The organism is Streptomyces sp. A01, assembly GCF_059026195.1.
The window spans coordinates 150,032-171,448 of sequence record NZ_JBWLKN010000011.1 but is presented as its reverse complement, the minus strand read 5'-3'; the positions used below and the strand labels follow the sequence as shown (position 1 = coordinate 171,448).

Annotated in this window: 16 protein-coding genes and 2 pseudogenes; 10 read left to right on the top strand and 8 right to left on the bottom strand. The window is 73.9% G+C overall.

From position 1 onward, the window contains the following. Positions 1–269: 269 nt before the first annotated feature. The 9 genes and pseudogenes from AC5P1B_RS17345 to AC5P1B_RS17305 all read left to right on the top strand — a co-directional run bounded on the left by AC5P1B_RS17345 (position 270) and on the right by AC5P1B_RS17305 (position 12,981). Positions 270–1,607: a glycosyltransferase family 4 protein gene (locus AC5P1B_RS17345; RefSeq protein WP_493888223.1), complete on the top strand. Its 1,338-nt coding sequence runs from the start codon at positions 270–272 to the stop codon at positions 1,605–1,607. Between the two features lie 7 nt (positions 1,608–1,614). Further along, positions 1,615–2,340 carry a class I SAM-dependent methyltransferase gene (locus AC5P1B_RS17340; protein ID WP_493888091.1) on the top strand — a complete coding sequence of 242 codons (726 nt, stop codon included), beginning with the start codon at positions 1,615–1,617 and terminating at the stop codon, positions 2,338–2,340. Positions 2,341–2,565: 225 nt separating this feature from the next. Beyond that, positions 2,566–7,083, top strand: a complete 4,518-nt coding sequence (locus AC5P1B_RS17335) for an alpha-(1->3)-arabinofuranosyltransferase domain-containing protein (protein ID WP_493888090.1) — start codon at positions 2,566–2,568, stop codon at positions 7,081–7,083. 308 nt (positions 7,084–7,391) lie between these two features. Continuing rightward, positions 7,392–9,110: a condensation protein gene (locus AC5P1B_RS17330; RefSeq protein WP_493888089.1), complete on the top strand. Its 1,719-nt coding sequence runs from the start codon at positions 7,392–7,394 to the stop codon at positions 9,108–9,110. Further along, positions 9,107–9,946: a class I SAM-dependent methyltransferase gene (locus AC5P1B_RS17325; protein ID WP_493888088.1), complete on the top strand. Its 840-nt coding sequence runs from the start codon at positions 9,107–9,109 to the stop codon at positions 9,944–9,946. Before AC5P1B_RS17330 ends, AC5P1B_RS17325 begins: the two co-directional genes overlap by 4 nt. 4 nt (positions 9,947–9,950) lie before the next feature. Then, positions 9,951–11,066: a hypothetical protein gene (locus AC5P1B_RS17320; RefSeq protein WP_493888087.1), complete on the top strand. Its 1,116-nt coding sequence runs from the start codon at positions 9,951–9,953 to the stop codon at positions 11,064–11,066. Continuing rightward, positions 11,053–11,259, top strand: a pseudogene (locus tag AC5P1B_RS17315) (Trm112 family protein); the annotation flags it as partial. The gene AC5P1B_RS17320 and the pseudogene AC5P1B_RS17315, both read left to right, overlap by 14 nt. Positions 11,260–11,459: 200 nt before the next feature. Beyond that, on the top strand, positions 11,460–12,263 hold the full coding sequence (locus AC5P1B_RS17310) for an FkbM family methyltransferase (RefSeq protein WP_493888086.1): 804 nt from the start codon (positions 11,460–11,462) through the stop codon (positions 12,261–12,263). Next, positions 12,247–12,981, top strand: coding sequence for a hypothetical protein (locus AC5P1B_RS17305; RefSeq protein WP_493888085.1), 735 nt, complete (start codon positions 12,247–12,249; stop codon positions 12,979–12,981). Before AC5P1B_RS17310 ends, AC5P1B_RS17305 begins: the two co-directional genes overlap by 17 nt. An 86-nt stretch (positions 12,982–13,067) precedes the next feature. Here AC5P1B_RS17305 and AC5P1B_RS17300 read toward each other — a convergent pair whose 3' ends face one another. The 6 genes and pseudogenes from AC5P1B_RS17300 to AC5P1B_RS17275 all read right to left on the bottom strand — a co-directional run. Further along, positions 13,068–13,688, bottom strand: coding sequence for a helix-turn-helix domain-containing protein (locus AC5P1B_RS17300; RefSeq protein WP_493888084.1), 621 nt, complete (start codon positions 13,686–13,688; stop codon positions 13,068–13,070). A gap of 266 nt (positions 13,689–13,954) precedes the next feature. Then, positions 13,955–14,608: a histidine phosphatase family protein gene (locus AC5P1B_RS17295; protein WP_493888083.1), complete on the bottom strand. Its 654-nt coding sequence runs from the start codon at positions 14,606–14,608 to the stop codon at positions 13,955–13,957. Continuing rightward, on the bottom strand, positions 14,601–14,984 hold the full coding sequence (trxA, locus tag AC5P1B_RS17290) for a thioredoxin (RefSeq protein WP_493888082.1): 384 nt from the start codon (positions 14,982–14,984) through the stop codon (positions 14,601–14,603). Before trxA ends, AC5P1B_RS17295 begins: the two co-directional genes overlap by 8 nt. 463 nt (positions 14,985–15,447) lie before the next feature. After that, positions 15,448–15,585 carry a hypothetical protein gene (locus AC5P1B_RS17285; RefSeq protein ID WP_493888081.1) on the bottom strand — a complete coding sequence of 46 codons (138 nt, stop codon included), beginning with the start codon at positions 15,583–15,585 and terminating at the stop codon, positions 15,448–15,450. Positions 15,586–15,629: 44 nt separating this feature from the next. After that, positions 15,630–16,544, bottom strand: a complete 915-nt coding sequence (locus AC5P1B_RS17280; protein ID WP_493888080.1) for a LysR family transcriptional regulator — start codon at positions 16,542–16,544, stop codon at positions 15,630–15,632. A gap of 360 nt (positions 16,545–16,904) precedes the next feature. Beyond that, a pseudogene (locus tag AC5P1B_RS17275) lies at positions 16,905–17,165 on the bottom strand (potassium transporter TrkA); the annotation flags it as partial. 681 nt (positions 17,166–17,846) lie between these two features. Here AC5P1B_RS17275 and AC5P1B_RS17270 point away from each other — a divergent pair. Further along, a complete protein-coding gene (locus tag AC5P1B_RS17270) occupies positions 17,847–18,290 on the top strand; it encodes an FAS1-like dehydratase domain-containing protein (RefSeq protein ID WP_493888222.1) in 444 nt (147 codons plus the stop codon). 376 nt (positions 18,291–18,666) lie between these two features. Here the strand turns inward: AC5P1B_RS17270 and AC5P1B_RS17265 are convergent, their stop codons facing one another. Continuing rightward, positions 18,667–19,893, bottom strand: coding sequence for an acyltransferase family protein (locus AC5P1B_RS17265; protein ID WP_493888079.1), 1,227 nt, complete (start codon positions 19,891–19,893; stop codon positions 18,667–18,669). A 28-nt stretch (positions 19,894–19,921) separates the two neighbouring features. After that, positions 19,922–21,400, bottom strand: coding sequence for a nitrosuccinate lyase (locus tag AC5P1B_RS17260; RefSeq protein WP_493888078.1), 1,479 nt, complete (start codon positions 21,398–21,400; stop codon positions 19,922–19,924). Positions 21,401–21,417: the final 17 nt, after the last annotated feature.

Sequence of the window (21,417 nt, the reverse complement as noted above, 5' to 3'; positions counted from 1 at the left end):
TGCCCCAGCACGTACGACCGCACGCAGCGCGCCCCCACCCGGCTTCCACGCCGGACGCGCCATACGACGCATACGGCTCGCGCACCGCGCAGGTCCCTCACGCCGCCCACGACACCCCTGTCCCTTCCAGCTCGCATGCCGCGTACGAGGTACCCATGGCGTACGAACCACCCGGAGCGCCGGTCACTCGCCACGCAGATGAGGCTCACGAGGTGTACGAGGCCTACGGCACCTATGGCACGGCGGCCTTGCCGCTCGCGGCGGCAGCCGTGCCCGGCACACCATCCCTCGCGGCCTCCCCCGCGAGCCGCACCACCGGTGTGCCGCGCCCCCGCACCGCCGCACCACCCGGTGCGGCGGTGCGGCAGGCGGGGCCCGTGCCCCGCCGGATCGTCTTCCTCGCCCGCCGCGACCTCGGCAACCCGGCGGCGGGCGGCTCCGAGCTGCTCGTGGACCGGATCGCCGAGGGGCTGACCGCGCAGGGCCACGAGGTGACCCTGCTGTGCGGCGGACCCGTGGCCAGCCGCGGCTACCGGGTGGTGTCAGCGGGCGGCGACGCGGGTCACTTCCTGCGCGCCCCCCGCGCCTTCGCCCGGCAGATCGGCGGCTGCGACCTGCTGGTCGAGGTCTGCAACGGCATGCCCTACCTGGCCCCGTTGTGGCACCGGGGGCCCACCCTGTGCCTGGTCAACCACGTCCACACCGACCTGTGGCGCATGCGTTTCCCCGGGCCCGCCGCCAGGCTGGGCGCGCGGCTCGAACACTGGGCCCTCGCCGGGACCGGCCGGGGCAACCTCATGGTCGCCGTCTCCGGTTCCACAGCCGGCGCGCTCCGGAGCCTCGGTGTCGCCGGTGACCGCATCCGGCTGGTGCACAACGGGGTCGAGGAACCCGCCCCACTCCTGCCGAAGTCCCGCACACCGCTGTTCCTGGCCATGGGCAGACTCGTGGAGTACAAGCGCATCGACCTGCTGCTGCGGCTGTGGGAACGCGTGAGACCGGTGACCGGGGGCCGGCTCGTCATCGTCGGCGACGGCCCCGAACGCGGCCCGCTTGAGGCCATGGCCGGACCAGACGTGATCTTCACCGGGCGGATCTCGGAAGAGGCCAAGCACCGGCTGCTGTGCCAGGCGTGGCTGCTGCTGCATCCCTCGCTCGTCGAGGGCTGGGGCCTGGTGGTCATGGAGGCCGCCGCCCGTGCGACGCCCGCCGTCGGCTTCGACATACCCGGCCTGCGGGACTCCGTGGACAACGGCGTCACCGGCGTCCTGGCCCAGGGCGAGAGCTCGTTCGCCGCGGCCTGGTGCACCCTCGCGCTCAGCACGGAGCGCCGCACGGAGCTCGGCCGGGCGGCCGAGGCGCGCGCCACCCGCTTCCGCTGGAGCTCCACGGTCAACCGCTTCCGGGCCGTCGCCGCCGAGGCGTACCTGGCGCACGGCCCCGGCCCCGCGGACACCGGCGGACCACGCCAGGCGGACGACCGCACCACCGCCGCCAGTGCGGACGGCGACGCGCGGCCGGTCAGCGGACCGCGCGCCGCCCCGCCCGACGGCTCCGCCGCACGCTCCTCCGGGATCTCCCCCGTCACCCACCTTCCGGGGCGGTGACGCAGCTGTGCGGGACCCCTCCCTCCGTCGGTCGGTAGCCCTCTTCCGTGCCTTCCTCCGCGAGCAGACCGACCCCGAACACTGCTACTCGCTGCTCGCTCGGGACGCCGCGTCCCAGGTCGAGCGGTACGAGCGGCTGCCGGGGAAGCTGGTCGTCGATGTCGGCGGCGGCAGCGGGCACTTCACCGAGGAGTTCCGGCGCCGGGGTGCCCGCAGCTACCTCTTCGAGCCCGACTCCGGCGAGCTGGGCGCGCGGGGCCGCGCACCGTCCGGCTCGGTCGTCGCCGACGGCTACCTGCTGCCGCTCGCCGACGGCGTCGCCGACGTCTGCTTCTCCTCCAACGTGCTGGAACACGTGGCGGACCCGTACACCTTCCTCAGCGAGATGGTCCGGGTCACCAGGCCCGGCGGGCTGATCTACGTCTCGTTCACCAACTGGCTCTCCCCCTGGGGCGGGCACGAGACCGCCCCCTGGCACTACCTCGGCGCCGACCGGGCCCGCGCCCGCTATCTGCGGCGCACCGGGCACCACGCCAAACACACCCTCGGCGAGAACCTGTTCGCCCTGCACATCGGCCCCACCCTGCGCCACGTCAGAGAACGGGACGACGTCACGGTGCTCTCCGCGCGCTCGCGCTACTGGCCCTTCCTCGCCGGGGCCGTCACCCGGGTCCCCGGGCTGCGCGAGGTGATCACGTGGAACCTGCTGCTGGTGCTGCGGCGGCGCCCATGAACAGCGGCCCGCGCCCCTTACCGCCCTGTCGGCCGTACCCGCCATTCCCGTACGACGGGCCCTACGCCCGGCCAGGTCCACCCCCTCGGCGCAGCGCCAGGGCACCGGCCCGGAGCACGGCAGAGACCAGCACGTCAGAGACCAGCACCGCGAAGACCAGCAGGGCAAAGACCAGCACGTCAGAGACCATCCGCCGCAAGCCGTACCGAGCCGCAGGAGGCAGTCATGGCTGACACCACGCTCTCCCTGACCCCCGCGGCGCCAGGGGCCCCGCACTCCGGAGGGAGGGCGGCCGGCCCCGAGGCAGACCCCGCACCCGAACGGCCACGCGGCAGACGGTGGCTGTTCGGGTTCTGGGCGCTGCTCTTCGTGGCGTTCCTCGCGCCGTCGCCGGGCAAGATGACGTTCGACACCAAACTGGCCGTGGCCACCGACCCGTTCGGCTTCCTCAGCGACCTCGGCAGCCTCTGGCACGACCAGGCGGGCTTCGGCGGCATCGCCGACCAGTACATCGGCTACGCGTTCCCGATGCTGCCCTACTACGCGCTCGCCGACCTCGTCCACCTCCCGGTGTGGCTCGCCGAGCGGCTGTGGCTCTCGATCATCATCACCGTCGCCTTCTGGGGCGCGCTGCGGCTGACGGAGCGGCTGCGGGTCGGCACGTCAGCGACCCGGCTGCTCGCCGCCACCGCGTACGCGCTGTGGCCCACGTTCACCATCGTCGTCGGCTCTACCTCCGCCGCCGCGCTGCCCGGCGCGATGCTGCCCTGGGTGCTGCTCCCGCTGACCAATCCGCACGTGGCGGCCCGGGTCGCCGCGGCACGCTCCGCGCTGCTGATCCCCTTCATGGGCGGCGTCAACGCGGCGTCCACCCTCGCCTCGCTGCTCCCCGTAGGGCTGTATCTGCTGAGCCGCCCCGCCGGACGGCGGCAGCGGGCGCTGCTGGCCTGGTGGCTGCCTGGCGTGATCCTCGCGACCGCGTGGTGGGTGGTACCGCTGCTGCTGCTCGGCGTGTACGGCGAGGACTTCATGCCGTACATCGAGCAGGCGAACACCACCACGAGCACCATGTCCGCGACGGAGCTGCTGCGCGGCGCGGGCAACTGGGTCGCCTACCTCAACTTCAACGACCCCTGGCTGCCAGGCGGCTGGACCGCGGCCACCTACCTCCTCGCCGTCCTCGGCAGCGCGGCAGCCGCCGCCCTGGGACTCGCCGGGCTGGCCCGGCGCGACCTGCCGGAGCGGCGCTGGCTGCTGCTGATCGTGCTGAGCGTCGCGCTCATCACCCTCGCCGGGTACGGCGGGACGTTCGGCGCGCCCTTCGACGGCACCGTACGCGGCTGGCTGGACGGCTGGCTGAAGCCGTTCCGCAACATCTACAAGTTCCAGCCGGGGCTCGCCCTCGCGCTCGCCTTCGGTGTCGCCCACCTCACCGCCTTCGCCTCACGCTGGCGGTGGCGCGGCATCCGGCCTGTGCCGGGCCGCCGGTACGTGCCCGCGATCGCCGCGCTGCTGATCCTGCCGGGTCTGGCCTTGCCGTATCTGAACGGCACGGTGCTCCAGCGGGGCGCCTTCGACAAGCTGCCCAGCCACTGGGAGAACGCCGCCGACTGGCTGGAGGAACGCTCCCCCGACAGCCGCGCCCTGGTCGTCCCTGCCACCTCGCACGGCCTGTACACCTGGGGCGACCCCATCGACCAGCCGTTCGACGTGCTCGCCGAGTCACGGTGGGCGCAGCGCGACTACGTGCCCTTCGGCACGCCGGGGTCCCGCCGCGCGATGGACGCCGTGGAGCAGGCCCTCATGACGGGCGGCCAGGTGCCCGGGCTGCGGGACTACCTGGCGCGCGCCGGTCTGTACGACGTCGTCGTACGCAACGACCTCGACCCCGACCAGATCGGCTACGTGCCGCCGCACACCGTCAAGCGCACCCTGGAAGCGTCCGGCTACCGCAAGGCCGCTTCCTTCGGTCCGCTGATGACCAGCGGCCGCATCCCCGCCGACACCCCGGTCCAGGTGCAGGGCATCATCCCGCGCCAGCGCGCGGTGGAGATCTACCGGCCGGTGGGTACGGAGCGGCCCGGCCGCGCCGCCGTGAAGCCGGTCTCCGACACCGCCGTCGTCAGCGGCGGTCCCGAGGCGCTGCTGCAACTGTCCGCCGACCCCGCGCTCCGTGACCGCCCCGCCGTCCTCACGGGAGACAACCACCCCGGCCTCGGGACGCCCCCGCTCCAGCTGGCCGCCGACGGCCTGCGGCGCGCCGACACCCGCTTCGGCCTCGTCAACTCCAACGTCTCCTACACCTACACCGCCGACGAGCGGAACCACTCCGACAGCGTGCAGGACAAGGGCCGGGGGCCGCGGCAGATCCTGCCGACGAAGGGCACCGAGCACCAGACGACGGCGGTGCTGCGCGGCGCGAAGTCGGTGACGGCCTCCAGCAGCGGCAACTGGCTGTTCCATCTGCCGCAGTACGACCCGGTGAACGCCTTCGACGGCAACCCCGACACCGCGTGGGCCGAGGGCAGCGCGGGCGAACCGGTCGGCCAGTGGCTGCGCGCCGAGTTCAACGCGCCGGTGACGATGCCCGACTCGATCGCCCTGACCCCGCTGCCCGGCGACGGAACGCGCGCCGCGCCCACATCGGTACGCGTGGAGACCGACCGGGGCTCGGCCGAGAGCCCGCTGCAGCCGAACGGCGCGCGGCAGACGGTCAAGGCACCGGCGGGCGCCGCCAAGTGGGTCAAGATCACGGTGACGGGCTCGCAGGAGCCCCGCCCCGGTCTCTCCGGCGCCGGGTTCTCCGAGGTGAGCGTGCCGGGTGTGCAGGTCACCCGGATGCTGGAACTGCCCGCCGACTCCCAGGGCGGCGACGCCCCGACCCAGGTCGTCTCCTTGCACCGGGGCAGCGACCCCGGCGGCCTCTCCCCGGCCTCCGCCGAGGTGGGACTGCACCGGCAGTTCACCACGACGGGCAGCTCCGGGGAGTACACGGTCGCCGGGAAGGCACTCGCCGTGCCCGGCGAGGAACTGGACCGGCTGCTCGACCGGATCGCCCCGGAACAGCGGAAGCGGATCACCGCGACCGCCGACTCCACGAGCAACACCGGCACCACCCTCAGCCCGCGCAACCTGGTCGACGGCGACCTGACCACGGCGTGGGTCGCCGGTGACCGGCCGGTGCTGCATCTGCGCTGGCCGGGCAAGCAGCGGATCGACGAGATCGTGTTCGCCGCCGCCGGTGGCCTGTCCACCCGCCCGGAGGAGGTGCTCATCAGCTCGCCGGACGGCGCCACGACGGCCGGGGTGGACGCCAACGGCCAGGCCCGCTTCGACCCCATCACCACCGACCGGCTCGACATCACCATCAGCCAGACGAAGCCGCTGACCATCCACAACCCGCTCGCCGACCAGCAGTTGCAGCTGCCCGTCGGGCTCAGCGAGGTCTACATACCGGCGCTCGACGACCTCCGCGCGCCCGCGCCCGATCCGGCGGACCGCTTCTCGCTGCCCTGCGGCGCGGGCCCGGCGCTCGCCGTGGACGGCACGCTGCACGCGACCAAGGCCGAGGGGCGCGTCCGCGACCTGACCGAACGCCGCCCCGTCAACGTCCAGTTGTGCGCCGACGAGGCCGAGGACGGCACGCTCGACCTGGACAGCGGCCGGCACACGGTCGAAGCCGGTGACGCGGGACCGCTGGCACTGACCGATGTCACCCTGACCAGGGGCGGCGCGCAGCTGCCCCGCACCGAGGCGTCGTCCGCGTCCAGCGGGACGGACGTCCGTACGCTCAAGACCACGGACTGGGGCGGCGACAGCCGCTCCGTCAGCGTCGGCAAGGGGCAGGCCGCCTACCTCCAGACGTACGAGAACGAGAACGAGGGCTGGAAGGCCACCCTCAACGGCCGCGAGCTGACCGCGCTGCGCATCGACGGCTGGCAGCAGGGCTTCCTCATCCCGGCCGGTGAAGGCGGCACCGTCAAGCTGGAGTACGAACCCGCGACGACGTACGACGCGGGGCTCATCGGCGGCGCGGGCGGCATCCTGCTGCTGGCACTGCTCGCCCTCGTACGCCGCCGCGCGAGCGCCCCGCCCGCCGAGGAAGCGCAGCCGCTGGTGCCCCCGGCGCCCGGCTGGGTCCTCGGGGCGGTCGCCCTGACGGTGGTCGTCGCGGTGGTGGCGGGGCCGCTCGCCGTGGTCGTGCCGGTGCTGGCCGTCGTCGCGTGGTGGCAGCCTGGACTTCTCGTGCCAACAGCGCTATTGGCCATGGCAGGGGCGGGAATCGCCGCCGCCACGGGAGCGGGAGAGCCGATCGCCATGGACGAGGGCGCGTTCAGCAAGGCGGCACAGCTGCTGGCCATCGTCGGCCTGACAGCGGCGGTCGTCACGGTCCCGCCGCGAGCGCCGCGCACGGCGGGAGAGCCGGAGCCGGACGGGACGCCCGGAACAGCCACTGGCGTCGGGTTCGTCGCCCCCGGACCGTCCAGGGCACCGGATGAGCCGGGGCCGGGTACGGAGCCGAGTCCGGCCAGGACCATCAGCGCACAGCCCCGGCCGACGGCCGAGGGTCACACCACACCGCTGCCTGTCGTGGGCACCGACGGCCCGGCGGGTCCGGCTCGACCAGCCGGCCCCCCGGCCGGACCGCCTGGACCGGCCGGACCGGCCGCCCCGGAGCGGGACCCGGGCGCGGGTCCGGGCGACGGGTGGCGGAAGCACACGGGGGAGGACAACGACCGATGACAACGCTCGACCAGGGTGGACCGGCTCCGGAAACCGGCGAGACGAAGGTGCCCGGACCAGCCACGTCCACTGCGCCAAGCACACCAAGCACAGCGACTGTACGAAGTGTGCCGCCCGTACGCAGGGCGGCGAGCGCGCCGGACGAACCGTCCGCAGCGTCCGAACCGCCCGCGGCGTCCGAACCGTCCGCGCCGTCCACGTCTGGGGGGCCGAAGGACCAGGCTCCCCGGGAGGCGGCCGGGGCGGACGCCAGGGCGGAGGCGGGCAGGGGTACGGGAGCGGCGCGAGGCGCCGCTCGGGCGCGCGCCGTGCGCCGTATCCCCTTCCCCACCGTCGATGAGGTCTCCCGGCACTGCCTTACGGACGAGGAGCCGGAGACCGTCCACATCGAGGTCCACCTGCCGGGCAAGCCCGACCCCGAACGACTGCGGGCCGCCTTCCACGAGGCGCTGCGCCGCCATCCCCGCATCCTGCAACGGGAGGCCCCCGGCCGCTGGTGGCGGCGGCGCTACGCGTGGGAGCTGACCGAGGGACCCGACGTCGACCCGGTCAGCTTCGAGGCGGCCGTGCCCGGCGCACTCGACAGGGCACGCGCGCGTGCCCTGGCCGAGTGCCCCCCGCTCGACGCCTCACCGCCGGTCCGGCTGGCCGTCGTGCCACTCCAGCCGGGCGACACGCCCGCGCGTGCGGAGGCCCCCGGCCCGGCGACCACGGCTCTCCTCCTCACCATCAACCACACCGCTCTGGACGGGCCCGCCTGTCTGCGCGTCCTCGCGACCGCCGCCGAGCTGTACGGCGGAGTCGACAACTCCCCCGCCCCCGCCCCGCTCCGGGCCCCGGCCGCCGCGCCGGACGAGACGGAACTCGCGCCCCCCGACGTCGGGTCCTGGTTCGCGCGCCCGGTACGCATCGCGCACGACACCGCCGCCGCGCCGCCCGCCGGGGCGGCGGCGACCGGTGACGCGCGGCGGGGTGGCCCCGGTGGGAGCGCGCCTCCCAGCGCCACCGGCGTCAGCAGCCCCCTCACGACCGGCGGTGCCGTCATCAGCGCCGCTTCCGGCGGCGGCAACGGCATGCTGATCGCCGAGCTGCCCGTACCGCCACGGCCGCCCCGGCGTACGGACGGCGGCCCCGCCCCGTACACCGTCAACGACCAACTCCTGGTCGCCACCTGCCTGATGGTGGCCCGCTGGAACCGGCAGCACGGCCGCCCGACGTACCCGGTCCAGGTCACCATGCCCGTCGACGACCGGACGCGCGACCGGGAGATGCCCATCGGCAACGGCACCCGCCTGGTCAGCGTCGGCTTCGGCCCGGAGGAGCGGACCGACGCCGAGGCGCTGACAGCCGACCAGCCCGACCCGAGGGCCGTGGCGCGCCTGCTGCGCCGTACCGCCGAACGCACCCGTGCGCTCAAGTCCGTTCCCGGCGCTCAACTGGGCCTGACGGGCACCGTGCTCACCCTGCCCGTCCTGCCCGTGGGGCTGCGCGCCGCCGTGACCCGCGGCCTGCGGCGACTCGCAGCGCCCTGGACGTCCACGACGCTGCTCAGCAACATCGGCCGGGTCCCCTACCCGCTGGACTTCGGCGACGCGGGGCGGGCCACCGCCGTCTGGTTCTCCGCTCCGGCGCGGATGCCACGCGGGCTGACGGTGACCACTGCCTCGATCGCGGGCCGGGTGCATCTGACGCTGCGCTGGTCACACGAACTGCTCGGCGACGGGGCGGGCACGAAGCTCGCCGCCCTGTTCGCCGAAGCCCTGGCAACCGCCGTCCCCGTACCGCCAACCGACACGAACACGGGCACAGGCACGAACGCGGACGCAGGCACGGACACAGGCACAGCCAGGGAGGCAGGCACGCGCGCGAGCGCGAGCGCGGGCGCAGACACCGGCACCGGCAAAGGCACCGGCACCGGCACGCTCGAAGAAGGCACGCCGCCGCCCGCGCCACCGGCCCCGGCTTCGCCGCCGCCCGGCCCATCGGCACCCCCCGCCGACCCTTCGCCGAGCGGAGGCACTCCATGACGTTCAAGGCCCCGCCCGTCAGCCCTGCCGGCCCTGCCGACCGCCATGGCTCCGGGGGCGCCGCTCCCGGCGCGCACGCCGCCGAGTCCGGTTCCGCGCCCGCCTCGCTGCGCGACTTCTACGAGGACCCCTCGGTCCCCGTCGCCTCCGGCGCCGACCGCAGCCGCCGCCAGGCCGTCATGCTCGCCCGCGCGCTGGGCCCCGCGCGTGACGGCGGGCCACCGGCGACCGTGCTCGACATCGGCTGCGGCGACGGCTCGGCGGCGGCCATCGTCCGCCGGGTGCTCGACCAGCACAGGACGCCCGGCCACGACACGCTCATCGGCGTGGACTGGTCGCAGGACGCGCTGCGCCGCGCGGCGCCCCGGGTGCCCGGCGTGGTGCGGGGCGAACTGACCGGTGGCGGGCTGCCGTTCGCGTCGGCGAGCGCCGACGCGGTGCTGTTCAGCGAGGTGATCGAGCATCTGGTGGACCCGGACGCCGCGCTCGACGAGCTGCGCCGCGTCCTGCGGCCGGGCGGGCATCTGCTGCTCTCCACCCCCAACCTCGCCGCCTGGTACAACCGCGGCCTCCTCCTCGCCGGGGTACAGCCCGTCTTCTCCGAGGTGAGCCTGCGCGGCGTGCACGGCCGCCCGGGCAGCCAGGTCGTCGGCCATCTGCGGCTGTACACCGCGCGGGCGCTCCGCGAGTTCCTCACCGCCTCCGGGTTCGCGGTCGTGCGGCTGGCGGGCGCCCCGTTCCACGGTGTGCCGCGTCCACTGCGGCCGCTGGACCGGGTCGCCTGCGCGGCTCCCTCCCTCTCCTCCATCCTCCTGGCGCACGCGAAGCGGGTGTAGAGCCGTGCTGTGGGGTGTGGCCGCCGCGCTGCTCGCCAACGTCCTCTACAGCACCGGCTTCGTCCTGGAGAAGCGTGCCCTGTCCGCGCTGCCGCCGCTGAGCGCGGCACGGCCCGCCCGGGTGCTGCGGCTGCTGCTGGGCAGTCCGCTGTGGATCGGTGGCTCGATCGCCCTCGCGCTGGGTTTCGCGGCCCAGTTGGCCGTCTATCGCACCTTGCCGATCGCTGCGGCGCAGGGCCTGTTCGTGTCCGGCCTCGTGCTGCTCGTTCTGCTGTCGTCGGTGGTGCTCGGGGAGCGTACGACCGGCGCCGAGCGGGTGAGTGTGGCGGTGATCCTGGTGGCGCTGCTGATGGTGGTCGCCTCGTTGCACCGGAGTTCGGAGGACATCAGCCGTACCGCTCCCGCACTGCCCCTGCTCGGCATCTGCCTGCCCTCGCTGGCCGCCGGGCTGCTGCTCTTCGGACGCAGCGAACGGCGCCGCGTGCGCAGCCGTCACCGCAGGCCCACGGCGGGCGTCGAGTACGGGGTCGCCGTCGGGCTGCTGTACGGGGTGAGTTCGCTCGCGATCAAGGGCGTGTCCGGGCTGCTGACCACGGACGACATCGCCGGCGCGGTCCGCGACCTGGCGTTGTCGCCGTATCCGTATCTGCTGGTCTTCACGGGCGCCACCGGGCTCGTTCTGTCGCAGACCGCGCTCCAGCGCTGCCGTGCTTCGCTGATCGTGCCCGTGTGCACCACGGTGACCTGCGTCTACACCGTCGCCTGCGGCACCGTCGCCTTCGGGGAGCCGCTGCCGGACGAGCCGGTGCGGCTGGCTTTGCGGCTGGGCGGTACGGCCTTGGCCGTCGGTGTGCTGCTGGCCCTGCCCCGGCATGACGAGCCGTCACCCACGACGGAGCAGGAGCCGGAGGCGGGCGGCGGGCCCGGGACCGGCCCCGCTGACAAGCCACCGGCCGAGTTCGCGGCCGGTCCGGTGATCGGTGTCACGGCCCGCCAGCCGCCGGAATCCCCGGCCCGCCCCGGGCCGGAACCCGCCGGGCACCCCCAGTCCCATCCGTCCACGCCCACCCACCCACCCACAGCCCCACTCACAAGGGACGTGAGCCATGAAGCCCGATGACCCACTGCTCCAGATCCTCGCCTGCCCGCTCGACAAGGGCCCGCTGTCGCTCCTCACGCCGGAGGACGCGCTCTACAACCCGAGGCTGCGGCGCCGCTACCCGATCGTGGACGGCATCCCCCAGCTGCTGCCGTCCTCCGGTGAGCAGGTCTCCGACGCCGAGCACCGCAGGCTGCTGCCCCTGCTCGGCCCGGCCGACGAGAAACCGGCCGACGAGAAACCGGCCGGTGAAGGACCGGCCGATGTGAGCGCTGCCGGTGCGGAGCCGGGCAGCGAGCCACCGGCCGACGGGGCGGGCACGGCGGGCCCGGCTGGCTCCGCCGACGGAGCGGGGGACGTCTCCGGTACCGGCCCGGAAACGGCCGTTCCGGACACTGCCCGGGAGCCGCACCCGTGACGCTCGCCGCCCGGCTCGGACCTCTGCTCCCGCCCCGTGTCATCGCCGGGGCGGCCGCCCGGCTCTATCCGCGCTTCGAGCCGGAGCTGCGGCGGCTGGCCGACTTCTGCCCACCGGGTGGCACGGCGGTGGACGTCGGCGGCTGGTACGGCCCGTGGTCACGGCGGCTGGCCCGGCGGGCCGAGCGGGTGGTCACGGTCGAACCCGTACCGCACCTCGCCCGCGCCCTGCTGACCACCGCCCCCGCCAACGTACGCGTCGTACAGGCGGCCGCCGCCGACCACTCGGGAACCGCCACGCTCTGGCTGCCGTCCGGCGGGCGCGGCGACCGGGGCGTGTCGTCGCTGGTGCGGCGCTCCGTGCACGGCACCGCCCTCGACGTGCGCTGCCTGACCCTGGACGAGTTACGGCTGACGGACGTGACGCTGCTGAAAGTGGACGTGGACGGCGGCGAACTCGCCGTGCTGCGGGGCGCCATGCGCACCCTGCTCCGCGACCGGCCCGCGCTCTTCGTGGAGCTGGAGGTCCGCATCCAGCCCCTGGCGCCCGTCCTTGAGCTGCTGTCCGGCTGCGCGTACCGGGGGTGGGTGCTGCCCGGGCGGCAGTGGTTGCCGCTGGACGACTTCGACCTGGCCGCCCACCAGTCCCGTACGGAGCACGTCGCCGACCACGGGCTGCTGCGCCGAACGCTGCCGCCGCGCCGCCGCAGGTACGTCAACTCGGTGCTCTTCCTTCCCGGGACCCGGCGGCCCGGGGCGCCCTGGGTGCGCGACGATGGGAGCCATGAGCTCCGCGTCTGACTCCGACGGCCCGGCCGACCCGCCCACGCCCTCCGGCCCCACCGAGCCGACCGGCCCCGACCCCCGCCCGGACGCGTTCGCCGACTCCGGTCTCGGCGCGCCCGCCAGGCTCGGCCCCGCCTTCGGGCTGCTGCACTTCCAGCTCGTCCTCCTGCGCAGAATGGCCGACCACCAGCCGGGAAGAGTCGAGGACGCGCTGCGCGAGCTGGGCGTGGGGCGGGCCGACCTGCGCGAGGCCAACCGCCGGTGGCAGGCGATGGTGCGCTCCCCGAGCCGGCACGGCGCCGTACGCCGCTACCGCTCGGTGCTTGGGCCCGCCGAGTCCGTGGCCGCACGGCGCGTCGGGGATCTGGCCTGCGAGGCGCTGAGCTGGCCGGTGCCGCTGTGGCCGGAGCTGCGGTTCGAGGTGCTGACGGGGCCGGGCGGCAGCGTGTGGAACGAGTGGCTGGTGCGCGCGCCGCACGCGCAGGGCCCCGTCCTGCGTACGGCGCTGGACCTGGTGCCGTGGTCGTGCACGGTGGACGAGGTGGCCCGCGCGTTCGCTCCGGCGCGGCCCATGGAGGGCACGGCTCCCACCCGCTGGCGGCTGGCGTTCAGCGCCCCGGCCGGACCCGGCGCGCCGGGCGCCCCGGGCTTTCGCGCGCACTACGTCGCCGAGTTCACCTGGGGGCTGCTCCAGCGCCTGGAGGAGACGGGTCCGGCGGCCGGGCAGGACTGAACACCGCGCTGCGGCACGGCACCAGAACCCAGCGGCCGGTCGGGGCGGGCACGCCGCGCCGCGGGCCGCTGGACCGCTCGCGTCGGCTACCCGGCCTCCTCCTCCGCCGGTGGTCGCTGGTCACGGCGGGAACGGGGCGCGGCGCGGACGTGCATGCGTTCGCCCTGGCGGCCGAAGAGGCTGAGGACTTCGACGGAGCCCTCACCGGTGCTGCCGAACCAGTGGGGCAGCCGGGTGTCGAATTCCGCGGCTTCCCCAGGGCCCATGACCAGGTCGTGGTCGGCCAGCCGCAGCCGCAGGCGTCCGGACAGGACGTAGAGCCATTCGTAGCCCTCGTGGGTGCAGAGATCCGGTGTGCTCCGCGTGGCCGGGAGGACCATTTTGAAGGTCTGGAGCGGCCCTGGCTGCCGGGTCAGGGGCACCACGGAGTTGCCGTGCAACCGCATGGGCGTGAGGCGGACCCGGGGATCGCCCACCTCCGGCGCGCCGACCAGTTCGTCCAGCGGCACCTGGTGGGCCTGGGAGATGGGCAGCAGGAGTTCCAGGCTGGGGCGGCGCTGGCCGGACTCCAGGCGGGACAGGGTGCTCTTGGAGATGCCGGTGGCCTCGGCCAGCGCGGCCAGCGTGACGCCGCGCTCGACGCGCAGGCGCTTGAGGCGGGGGCCGGTCTCGGTCAGGGCCCGGGCGATGGCGGGTGAGTGGTTCACTCGGCCATTGCACCGCGCTTGTCCCGGAAATGGCAATGAGGATTGCTGCCGGGACGGATCGGGGCGGATCGGGACGGGCGCCGCCGCTCAGGACCGTAGCCGCACCGCCAGAGCCCCGGCCATCACCACGCCATCCGCCACGGCGTCACCCATCACAGCGCCACCCCTCGCGACGCCCCTTCACGACGCCCGTCACGACGCCCCCTCACCACGCCATCGATCGGAACGCCGTCGGTCACGCCGCGCCGCGCCGCGGGCCCCCCGGCCTACGCGGCAGTCGGGGGGACGTTCCACGCGGTGATGACCGGGCGGCCGTGCTCGATGCCGATCCGGCTCACGGAGGCCGTGTCCAGCCGGAAGAGGGCACCGGCCGACGGCGGCAGCCCGAGCCGTCGCGCTGCCAGGACGCGCAGGAAGTGCGAGTGCGCGACCAGCACCACATCGCCCGCCGCAGCGCCCGGTCCAGCGTCCGCACCGGCGCGGGCACCGGCGCCCGCTCGGCCGTCCAGCAGCGGGGCGAGGCGCGCGAGCACCTTGTCGGCGCGGGCGCCGACCTCTTCGGGGCTCTCCCCCGGGTGTTCGGGGCTGCCGGGCGTCACTCCGTCGGTCCACAGCGACCAGTCCGGCCGGGTGCGGTGGATGTCGGCGGAGGTGATGCCCTCGTAGCCGCCGTAGTCCCACTCCCGCAGCCCGGGCTCGGTCTCGGCGCGGTCGAGCAGACCGGCCAGCCGCGCCGTCTCCCTGGCCCGCTCCAGCGGGCTGACCAGGACCAGCCCGAAGTCACTGCTTTCCAGCAGCGGACGGAGCGCGCGAGCCTGCTCCACACCGCGCTCGGTGAGCGGCAGGTCCGTCCAGCTCGTGTGCCGGCCGGACCGGCTCCACTCCGTCTCGCCGTGCCGGATCAGCAGCAGTTCAGCCACGTTCGCCCTGCTCCTTGGCCGCGGCTTCGGCGACAGAGGCGCGCACCTCTTCCATGTCCAGGCCCCGGGCCTGGCCGATGACGTCCTCAAGGGCCGCCGCGGGCAGCGCGCCGGGCTGGGAGAACACCGCGATGTTGTCGCGCACGATCATCAGGGTCGGGATCGACTGGATCTCGAAGGCGGCGGCCAGCTCGGGCTGCGCCTCGGTGTCCACCTTGGCGAAGACAAGATCGTCGTGCTTCTCGGCGGCCTTCTCGTACACCGGGGCGAACGTGCGGCATGGGCCGCACCAGGAAGCCCAGAAGTCGATCAGGACGAACCCATTCCCGGAGACGACCTCGTCGAAGTTGTCCTTGGTGAGTTCCACCGTGCTCATCTGCGACTACCTGCTTCCCACTGTTGGCTGTTGCTTCCGGTCCGGCTACCCCGCCACCGTAACGGGCCCCGGGCACACCGTATTCCTCCAGGTCACCGCGTGCCGTGGGCAGCGGGGCAGACGCGCCCGCCGGACGGCCGCACCCGGACGGCCCTGTGTCGGCTGCCCAGCTCCGCCATCCATAACACCTGACGTTATGGGCTTTTGGCATTGGTGGCGACGCGAGCGGGCGGGGGATAGTGAAGACGCGGCCGGGTTGTTCGCAAGCCGTCAGCTCTTGGGGAGCGGTAACCCGGTGCGGTCGCGGGGCTCTGCGACTGGTAGCCACCCCCCACGCAAGACTCCAGCAGCCGGCAGCCGTGACCTCACGGTTGCCGGTTGTTGGGCCCAGGGGCGGTGCACGGCCCGCCGTGACCCGCCGTCCGCCCGCGTTCCCGCTGGGCCGCCGCGCCGCGCGCCCGCGCTACGCCTGCCTCCCGCCCGCGCCCGCCACACCGGCGCGGCTCCAGTCCAGCGCCACTCCAGCCGCACCGTCAGGGCCGGTGCCAGCGGCGGCCCGCTCGGCGGCCCAGGCCGGTTTCGCCCGCTCGGTCCCGCTCACCAGGCGGGTTCCGTTGGCCGCTCAGCGTCGGTTCGCCGTGCCGCCTACTCCAGGTCGGCGGCGAGCCGCCGCGCGGCGAAACCGGCCTTGGCCGCGGAGATCATCGCTTCCTGGCGACCGGTGAGACGGCCGGGATCGCGCCAGGCCAGCACGTGCCGTACGCGGATGGGGTCACCCGTCAGCCGTTTGGCCGTCGTCCCCTCGCGCATCCGCACCCCGCCCTGCGCGAGTGCGATGGCCGCACCCTGGATCACCAGGTCGAAGGCGGTCCCCGCGTCCGTGATGTCGTGGTCGATACGGGGCGTGAACCCGGCGGCCAGGCAGGTGGCGATGAACGCGGCGCGGTCTCCGCCGTCCCGTTCGAGAGGCGGCATCGTCCAGCTCTCGTCGGCCAGGTCGGTGAGGTCCACCCGGTCCTGGTGCGCCAGCTTGTGCCCTACGGGAAGCAGCACCAGGGCGGGCTCGACGCCGATGACCGCGTGGACGACACCGGCCTGCGGCTTGGACTCGTAGCCGGACACATCGGTGACGGCTGCGACGTCGAGCTGGTCGTTGGCCAGGCGGTCCAGCGCCCAGGCCGCGTAGGGGAACTGGTGCGAGGCCACCGGCGCTTCGACCAGAGCGGAGAGCCGCGTCGCCAGATGCGAGAACACCGGCCCCGGCGATCCGCCCAGCCGCACCGTTTCCGCCTCGCTCGCCGCGCTGAGCCGGGTCTCCCTGATGCGGTCGGCGCTGGCGACCGCGCTACGGGCGTGGGACAGCACCTCGTCGCCGAAGCGGGTCGGCCGCACCCCCGTGACCTCCCGCAGGAAGACGGGCTGGCCGAGCGCCGCCTCGATGCGCTTGAGCTGGGTGGACACCGCCGGCTGGGAGAGCATCAGCGAGGCGGCGGCCCTGGTCAGACTTCCCGCGTCGGCGATCGCCACCAGGGTCCGCAGGTGACGCAACTCCAGTTCCATAGGTCACGCAACCTATCGTTCTTCCGCGTCACCAGGAAGGCGTCCGTCCCGGATACCCAGCCCTCACACGCGTCACACGCGTCACATCAGCCACACCTCGCCGAGCTCCGCCCGGCCCCGTGCCCGGCTCCCGGCCTCAGCTGCTGGCTCCCGGCTCACGACACCGTGGCGCGCGCCGCACCTGCCGGGGCGCGGTCCAGGAGTTCGGCCAGGCCCCTGCGGGTGGCGACCACGAGGACCCGGTCCTCCGCGCGCAGCGCGCAGGCCGGGCCCAGTTCCCGGACCAGGCGCGCGGCGGGCGCCTCCCCGTCGGCTCCCCCGCCGGCGTGGCCGGCAGCGCTCAGGTCCGCCGCGCGCTCCCCGGGTGCCGATCTTCCCCAGGCCGAGCAGCACGACGTGGCCGGACAGGCCGCGGGGCGGGCGGCGGAGGGCCGAGGCGGTACGGAAGGTGCCGAGCGCCTCCAGTACGGCGGCGACCATCACCGGCAGCAGCAGCAACCCGATCAATCCGGACAGCAGTTGCATCACCTGGCGACTGGCGCTCTCGCCGATCGCCGGGTCACCGATGGCGAACAGGTCGAGCAGGGCGAGGTGGACGGCGTGCGGCGGATGGTCGCCCGTGGAGCGTGACCCGTTGCCGGTAGACCCCGCGCAGCTCGGTGGCGAGCCGGTGCGCCAGGGCGTCGTCGCCGCAGACGATCATGTGTCCGGCGAGTGGGACGTAGGGGGTCGGAGGGCGAAGTGAGGACACACCGTACAGAGTGCCGTGCCCGCTCCGGCGGTTCTCCCACGGATCGTCAGTGGCCGCCCCACCGATCCCGGTTCGCTGCTCCTCCCGCTCACCGTACGGGGCCACGGGCCCTTTCCGGCCAGCGGATCGCCATCGTCACCGCTGTCGCGTGCACTCCGGTTGAGCGGCGGATGGATTCCAGCGGGAATTCTCCCTTCCGGACAGGAAACGCGAACCGGGTGATTTACGGGCCGCGTTCCGCTCACGGACCGCGCGGCGGTGAATGCGGGAACATCCGGCACACCGGCTGGAAAGGCGGGGAGCTGGTGCGGCCCGCCTTTCCTGGGCCTTTCCCGTACGACCGTGAGAGAATACGGCCCGACTGGTCACGCCGTCCGCGTTCAGCCGTAAAGTCCCAGGCGGCGGGGGCAGTTCGCCGTTCGCGGGCGGTGGCAGGGCCTGGCGGGACCTCGTCACCCAGCGCCCCTGTGTGTACTGTCGATCACGTTCCCGACGATGGCGCCAGGAACCCCGTCCCGCCTGCCTTCCCTTTTCTTCCGCTAGGAGCACGCATGCCTCTCGACACCTCTTACGTCGGACGGGTTTATCCGCCCACTGCGCCTTATGAGGTGGGACGCGAGAAGATCCGCGAGTTCGCGGCGGCCGTGGGGGACGATAACCCCGTCTTTACCGACCCGGAAGCGGCGAGGGCCCACGGGCACGCCGATGTGATCGCCCCGCCGACGTTCATCTTCACGCTGGCCCAGCGCGCCACCGACCAGGTCGTGCACGATCCCGAACTCGGCCTGGACTACGACCGGGTGGTCCACCGCGACCAGAGTTTCGAGTACAGCCGCCCCATTCTCGCGGGCGACCGGCTCACGGTGGTGGTGCATGTCGACGGCATCAAGGCACTGGCAGGCAATGACGTGGTGGAACTGCGCGGTGAGGTGGACACCGACAAGGGCGAGCATGTCGTCACGGTGTATCTGACCCTGGTGTCCCGGGCGGCGTAGGCCGTGTCCGGCGGGTGGGCCTGGCGGCCCGGAGCGGGGAGCCCCTGTCTGTGCGGCTGTCCGTGCGTCGCGGACCGCGGGTGTGTTGTGGCTGATCGCGCAGTTCCCCGCGCCCCTAGCTGGGCACACCCCTGCGCTGCGCCAGGGCTACTCCCCCTCTGGGCCTCGCGGCCCGGTAGCGGGGAGCCCCTGTCCGTGCGTCTGCCTGTGCGTCGCGGACCGCGGGGGTGTTGTGGCCGGTCGCGCGGTTCCCCGCGCCCCTGGCGGGGCCCTGCTCAGCCCGGTGCCGGGCGCGTGTGACGCGGCGGGCAACGCCGAAGCGGCGTACCCGTACTGCTCGTGGGTACGCCGCTTCTCGCGTGGCCGCGCCGGCGGCTCAGGTCTTGCTGGTGACCCGGTCCCCGGACGCGTCCGGGGTCTCGGCGGCGGGACCGGCGGCGTCCTTGCCTCCGGCCGCCGTTCCGGGCCCGGCGCCGGTCCGCGGCCGGGAGCCGCCGAGGTAGCGGGTGCCGGGCTTCTCCACCAGCTCGTAGAGCACGGCGGACAGTGCCACGCTCACGACGAGGAAGCCGAGGATGACGAACACGGCCTCGGTGGTCGACCAGTTCTTGCCCCGGCCGAGCCAGTCGTGCCCGTAGATGAGCACCAGCAGATGCACGAGGTAGAAGGCGAAGGAACGCTCCCCGAGCCAGATCATCGGCTTGCTGGCGAACCAGCTGCCCTTGCCGCGCACGTCGGCGTCGGCGGCGGCCGGGATCAGCAGGGCGATCGGGATGATCGTGGCGGCGACGAGGCTGTAGAGGTACGGCAGTTCCTGCGAGGCCAGGTAGTAGCCGGCACCGAACAGCGCGATCGGGGCGATGAGGGGCATCCGCACCCACTTGCCCTCGGCGACGACGCGGGCGAGCAGCATGCCGAGGACGAACTCCAGGGCGCGGACCGGCGGGAAGATGTACACGAACCAGTACTGCTTCAGACCGGCGGTGCCGTCGGGCAGCATCATGACGGGTTCTTCGGTGATCAGCTCGGCGACCAGCGGCATGCAGATGATCGCGGCGGTGACACCCACGGCCCACAGCCACAGCTGCGAGGCGCGGATGCGCGAGATGCCCATCCAGATCACCGGGAACGCCAGGTAGAAGAACAGTTCGCAGGCGAGTGACCAGCTCACCGCGTTGGCGCTGAGGAAGACCTCGAACTGCGGCCACCAGGCGTGGATGAGCAGCAGGTTGGGGATCGCCTCGTCGATGGAGACCGTGCCCGCGGCGGCCAGCAGACCGTCGGTGCGCGAGATGAGCCAGAACGCCACCAGCGCGGTGACGAAGTGCCCGGGGTAGATCTTGGCGACGCGCCTGCGCCAGAAGTTCGGCGCGCTGTCACCCGGGCGGCGCGACCAGGCGAGCACGAAGCCACTCAGTACGAAGAAGAACGAAACGCCGATCCATCCGGCTTTGTTCACCACATCGGCGAAATCGGTCTGCACGTCCACGTCGCGGAAGAACCGCTCCCAGGCGGCGTGGAAGGCGAACACCATCAGAGCGGCGATGAAGCGCATACCGGTCAGCGAGGGCAGCCGGGATGGGCGGTGTTGCGTGGGGGTCATGGTGCGGTGCTCCTCTGAGGCCCGGCGTTCAGCCGGCTCGGTGTGACGGTCGTGCTCCGCCGGACTCCCGCAGGGCCCGGTCGGTGAGAGCCGACGCCGCCCCGGTGTAGCGGGCGGGGTCGAGCAGCCCTTGGATGGCCTCCTTGTCGAGATGGGCGGTGACGTCGGGCAGTTCCGCGAGTACGTCACCGAGCCGGCATCCGCGTTCGGCGGCGGTGAGCGAGGCGGCGGTCAGCAGGGCCTTCGCCCCGGCCTTGCCGAGGAAGGGGGTCAGGGCGGCCGAGACCCGCTCGGAGACGATCTGGCCACCCGTCAGGCCGAGGTTGGCGCGCATCCGCTCCGGGTGGACCTCCAGGCCCTCCAGCAGTTCGGCGGCCGTGTACGCGGCGCCGCCCGCCAGCCGCAGGCACTCCCGCAGCGGCTGCCACTCCGCGTGCCAGGCGCCGCCGGAGCGCTCGTCTTCGGCGAGCATGCACGCGTACAGGCCCGAGGCGACCGGCGGCAACTGCATCGCCGCCGACCGGATGAGGGTGGCGAGCACCGGGTTGCGCTTGTGCGGCATCGCGGACGAGGCGCCGCGCCCCGCGGCGCCGGGCTCGCTGACCTCGCCGACCTCGGTACGGGCCAGCGACTGCACATCGACGGCGATCTTGCCGAGCGCTCCGGCGAGGAACGAGGTCGCCGCCGCGATGTCGGCCAGCGGGGTGCGCAGCACATGCCATGGCAGCAGCGGGGCGGCCAGGCCGAGTTCGTCCGCGTAGGCGTCGGTCAGCCGCTCGGCGTACCGCCCGGCCTCCTCGGTGGGCCCGTCGCCGGTCTGGCCGTGGCCCGCGTACTCCAGGTATCCGGCCAGGGTGCCCGCCGCGCCGCCGAGTTGCACCGGCAGACCCGCCTCCAGTGCCGTCAGGCGGCGGCTGGCCTGGCGCACCAGGTCGAGCCACCCGGCCGCCTTGAGCCCGAACGTGGTGGGCACCGCGTGGAGGGCGAGCGTGCGTCCGGCCATCGGGACGTCCCGGTGCTCGCGTGCCAGCCGCTCCAGCGCGGTGACGCACCGCCCGAGGGCGTCCAGCGTCACCCGCACGGCGCGGCGGGTGACGAGCATGGCGGCGGTGTCCAGCACGTCCTGGCTGGTGGAGCCGCGGTGGACGTACTCCGCCGCGACCGCGTCCCGGTCGGCGACCTGGGCGGTGAGCGCCGCCACGAAGCCGACGACCGGGTTGGCGGTCTCCCGGGCGGCGTGCGCCAGGGCCACCAGGTCCAGGTCGGCAGCGGCGGCGGCGCCGGCGATGGCCTCGGCCGCTTCGACCGGTACCGTGCCCAGCCGCGCCTGGGCGCGGGCGAGTGCGACCTCCGCCTCGACCATCGCGCGCAGCCACGCCAGATCGTCGACCTCCGCTTCGACGGGCGTGGCGGCCCGGACCGGGGACAGCAGTCCCGCGTCCAGTGGCAGGGCGGGGCGGGCGCCCGTGTCCTGCGGCGCCGGGGATTGCGTGGGGAAGGCAGTCATCTCGTCGGTCCTTACTC

Bases quoted from the DNA above. Each gene is read 5' to 3' on its own strand.
- AC5P1B_RS17305 (WP_493888085.1), top strand. From the start codon at position 12,247: ATGAGCTCCGCGTCTGACTCCGACGGCCCGGCCGACCCGCCCACGCCC.
- AC5P1B_RS17270 (WP_493888222.1), top strand. From the start codon at position 17,847: ATGCCTCTCGACACCTCTTACGTCGGACGGGTTTATCCGCCCACTGCG.
- AC5P1B_RS17260 (WP_493888078.1), bottom strand. From the start codon at position 21,400: ATGACTGCCTTCCCCACGCAATCCCCGGCGCCGCAGGACACGGGCGCC.
- AC5P1B_RS17335 (WP_493888090.1), top strand. From the start codon at position 2,566: ATGGCTGACACCACGCTCTCCCTGACCCCCGCGGCGCCAGGGGCCCCG.
- trxA (WP_493888082.1), bottom strand. From the start codon at position 14,984: ATGAGCACGGTGGAACTCACCAAGGACAACTTCGACGAGGTCGTCTCC.
- AC5P1B_RS17265 (WP_493888079.1), bottom strand. From the start codon at position 19,893: ATGACCCCCACGCAACACCGCCCATCCCGGCTGCCCTCGCTGACCGGT.
- AC5P1B_RS17280 (WP_493888080.1), bottom strand. From the start codon at position 16,544: ATGGAACTGGAGTTGCGTCACCTGCGGACCCTGGTGGCGATCGCCGAC.
- AC5P1B_RS17325 (WP_493888088.1), top strand. From the start codon at position 9,107: ATGACGTTCAAGGCCCCGCCCGTCAGCCCTGCCGGCCCTGCCGACCGC.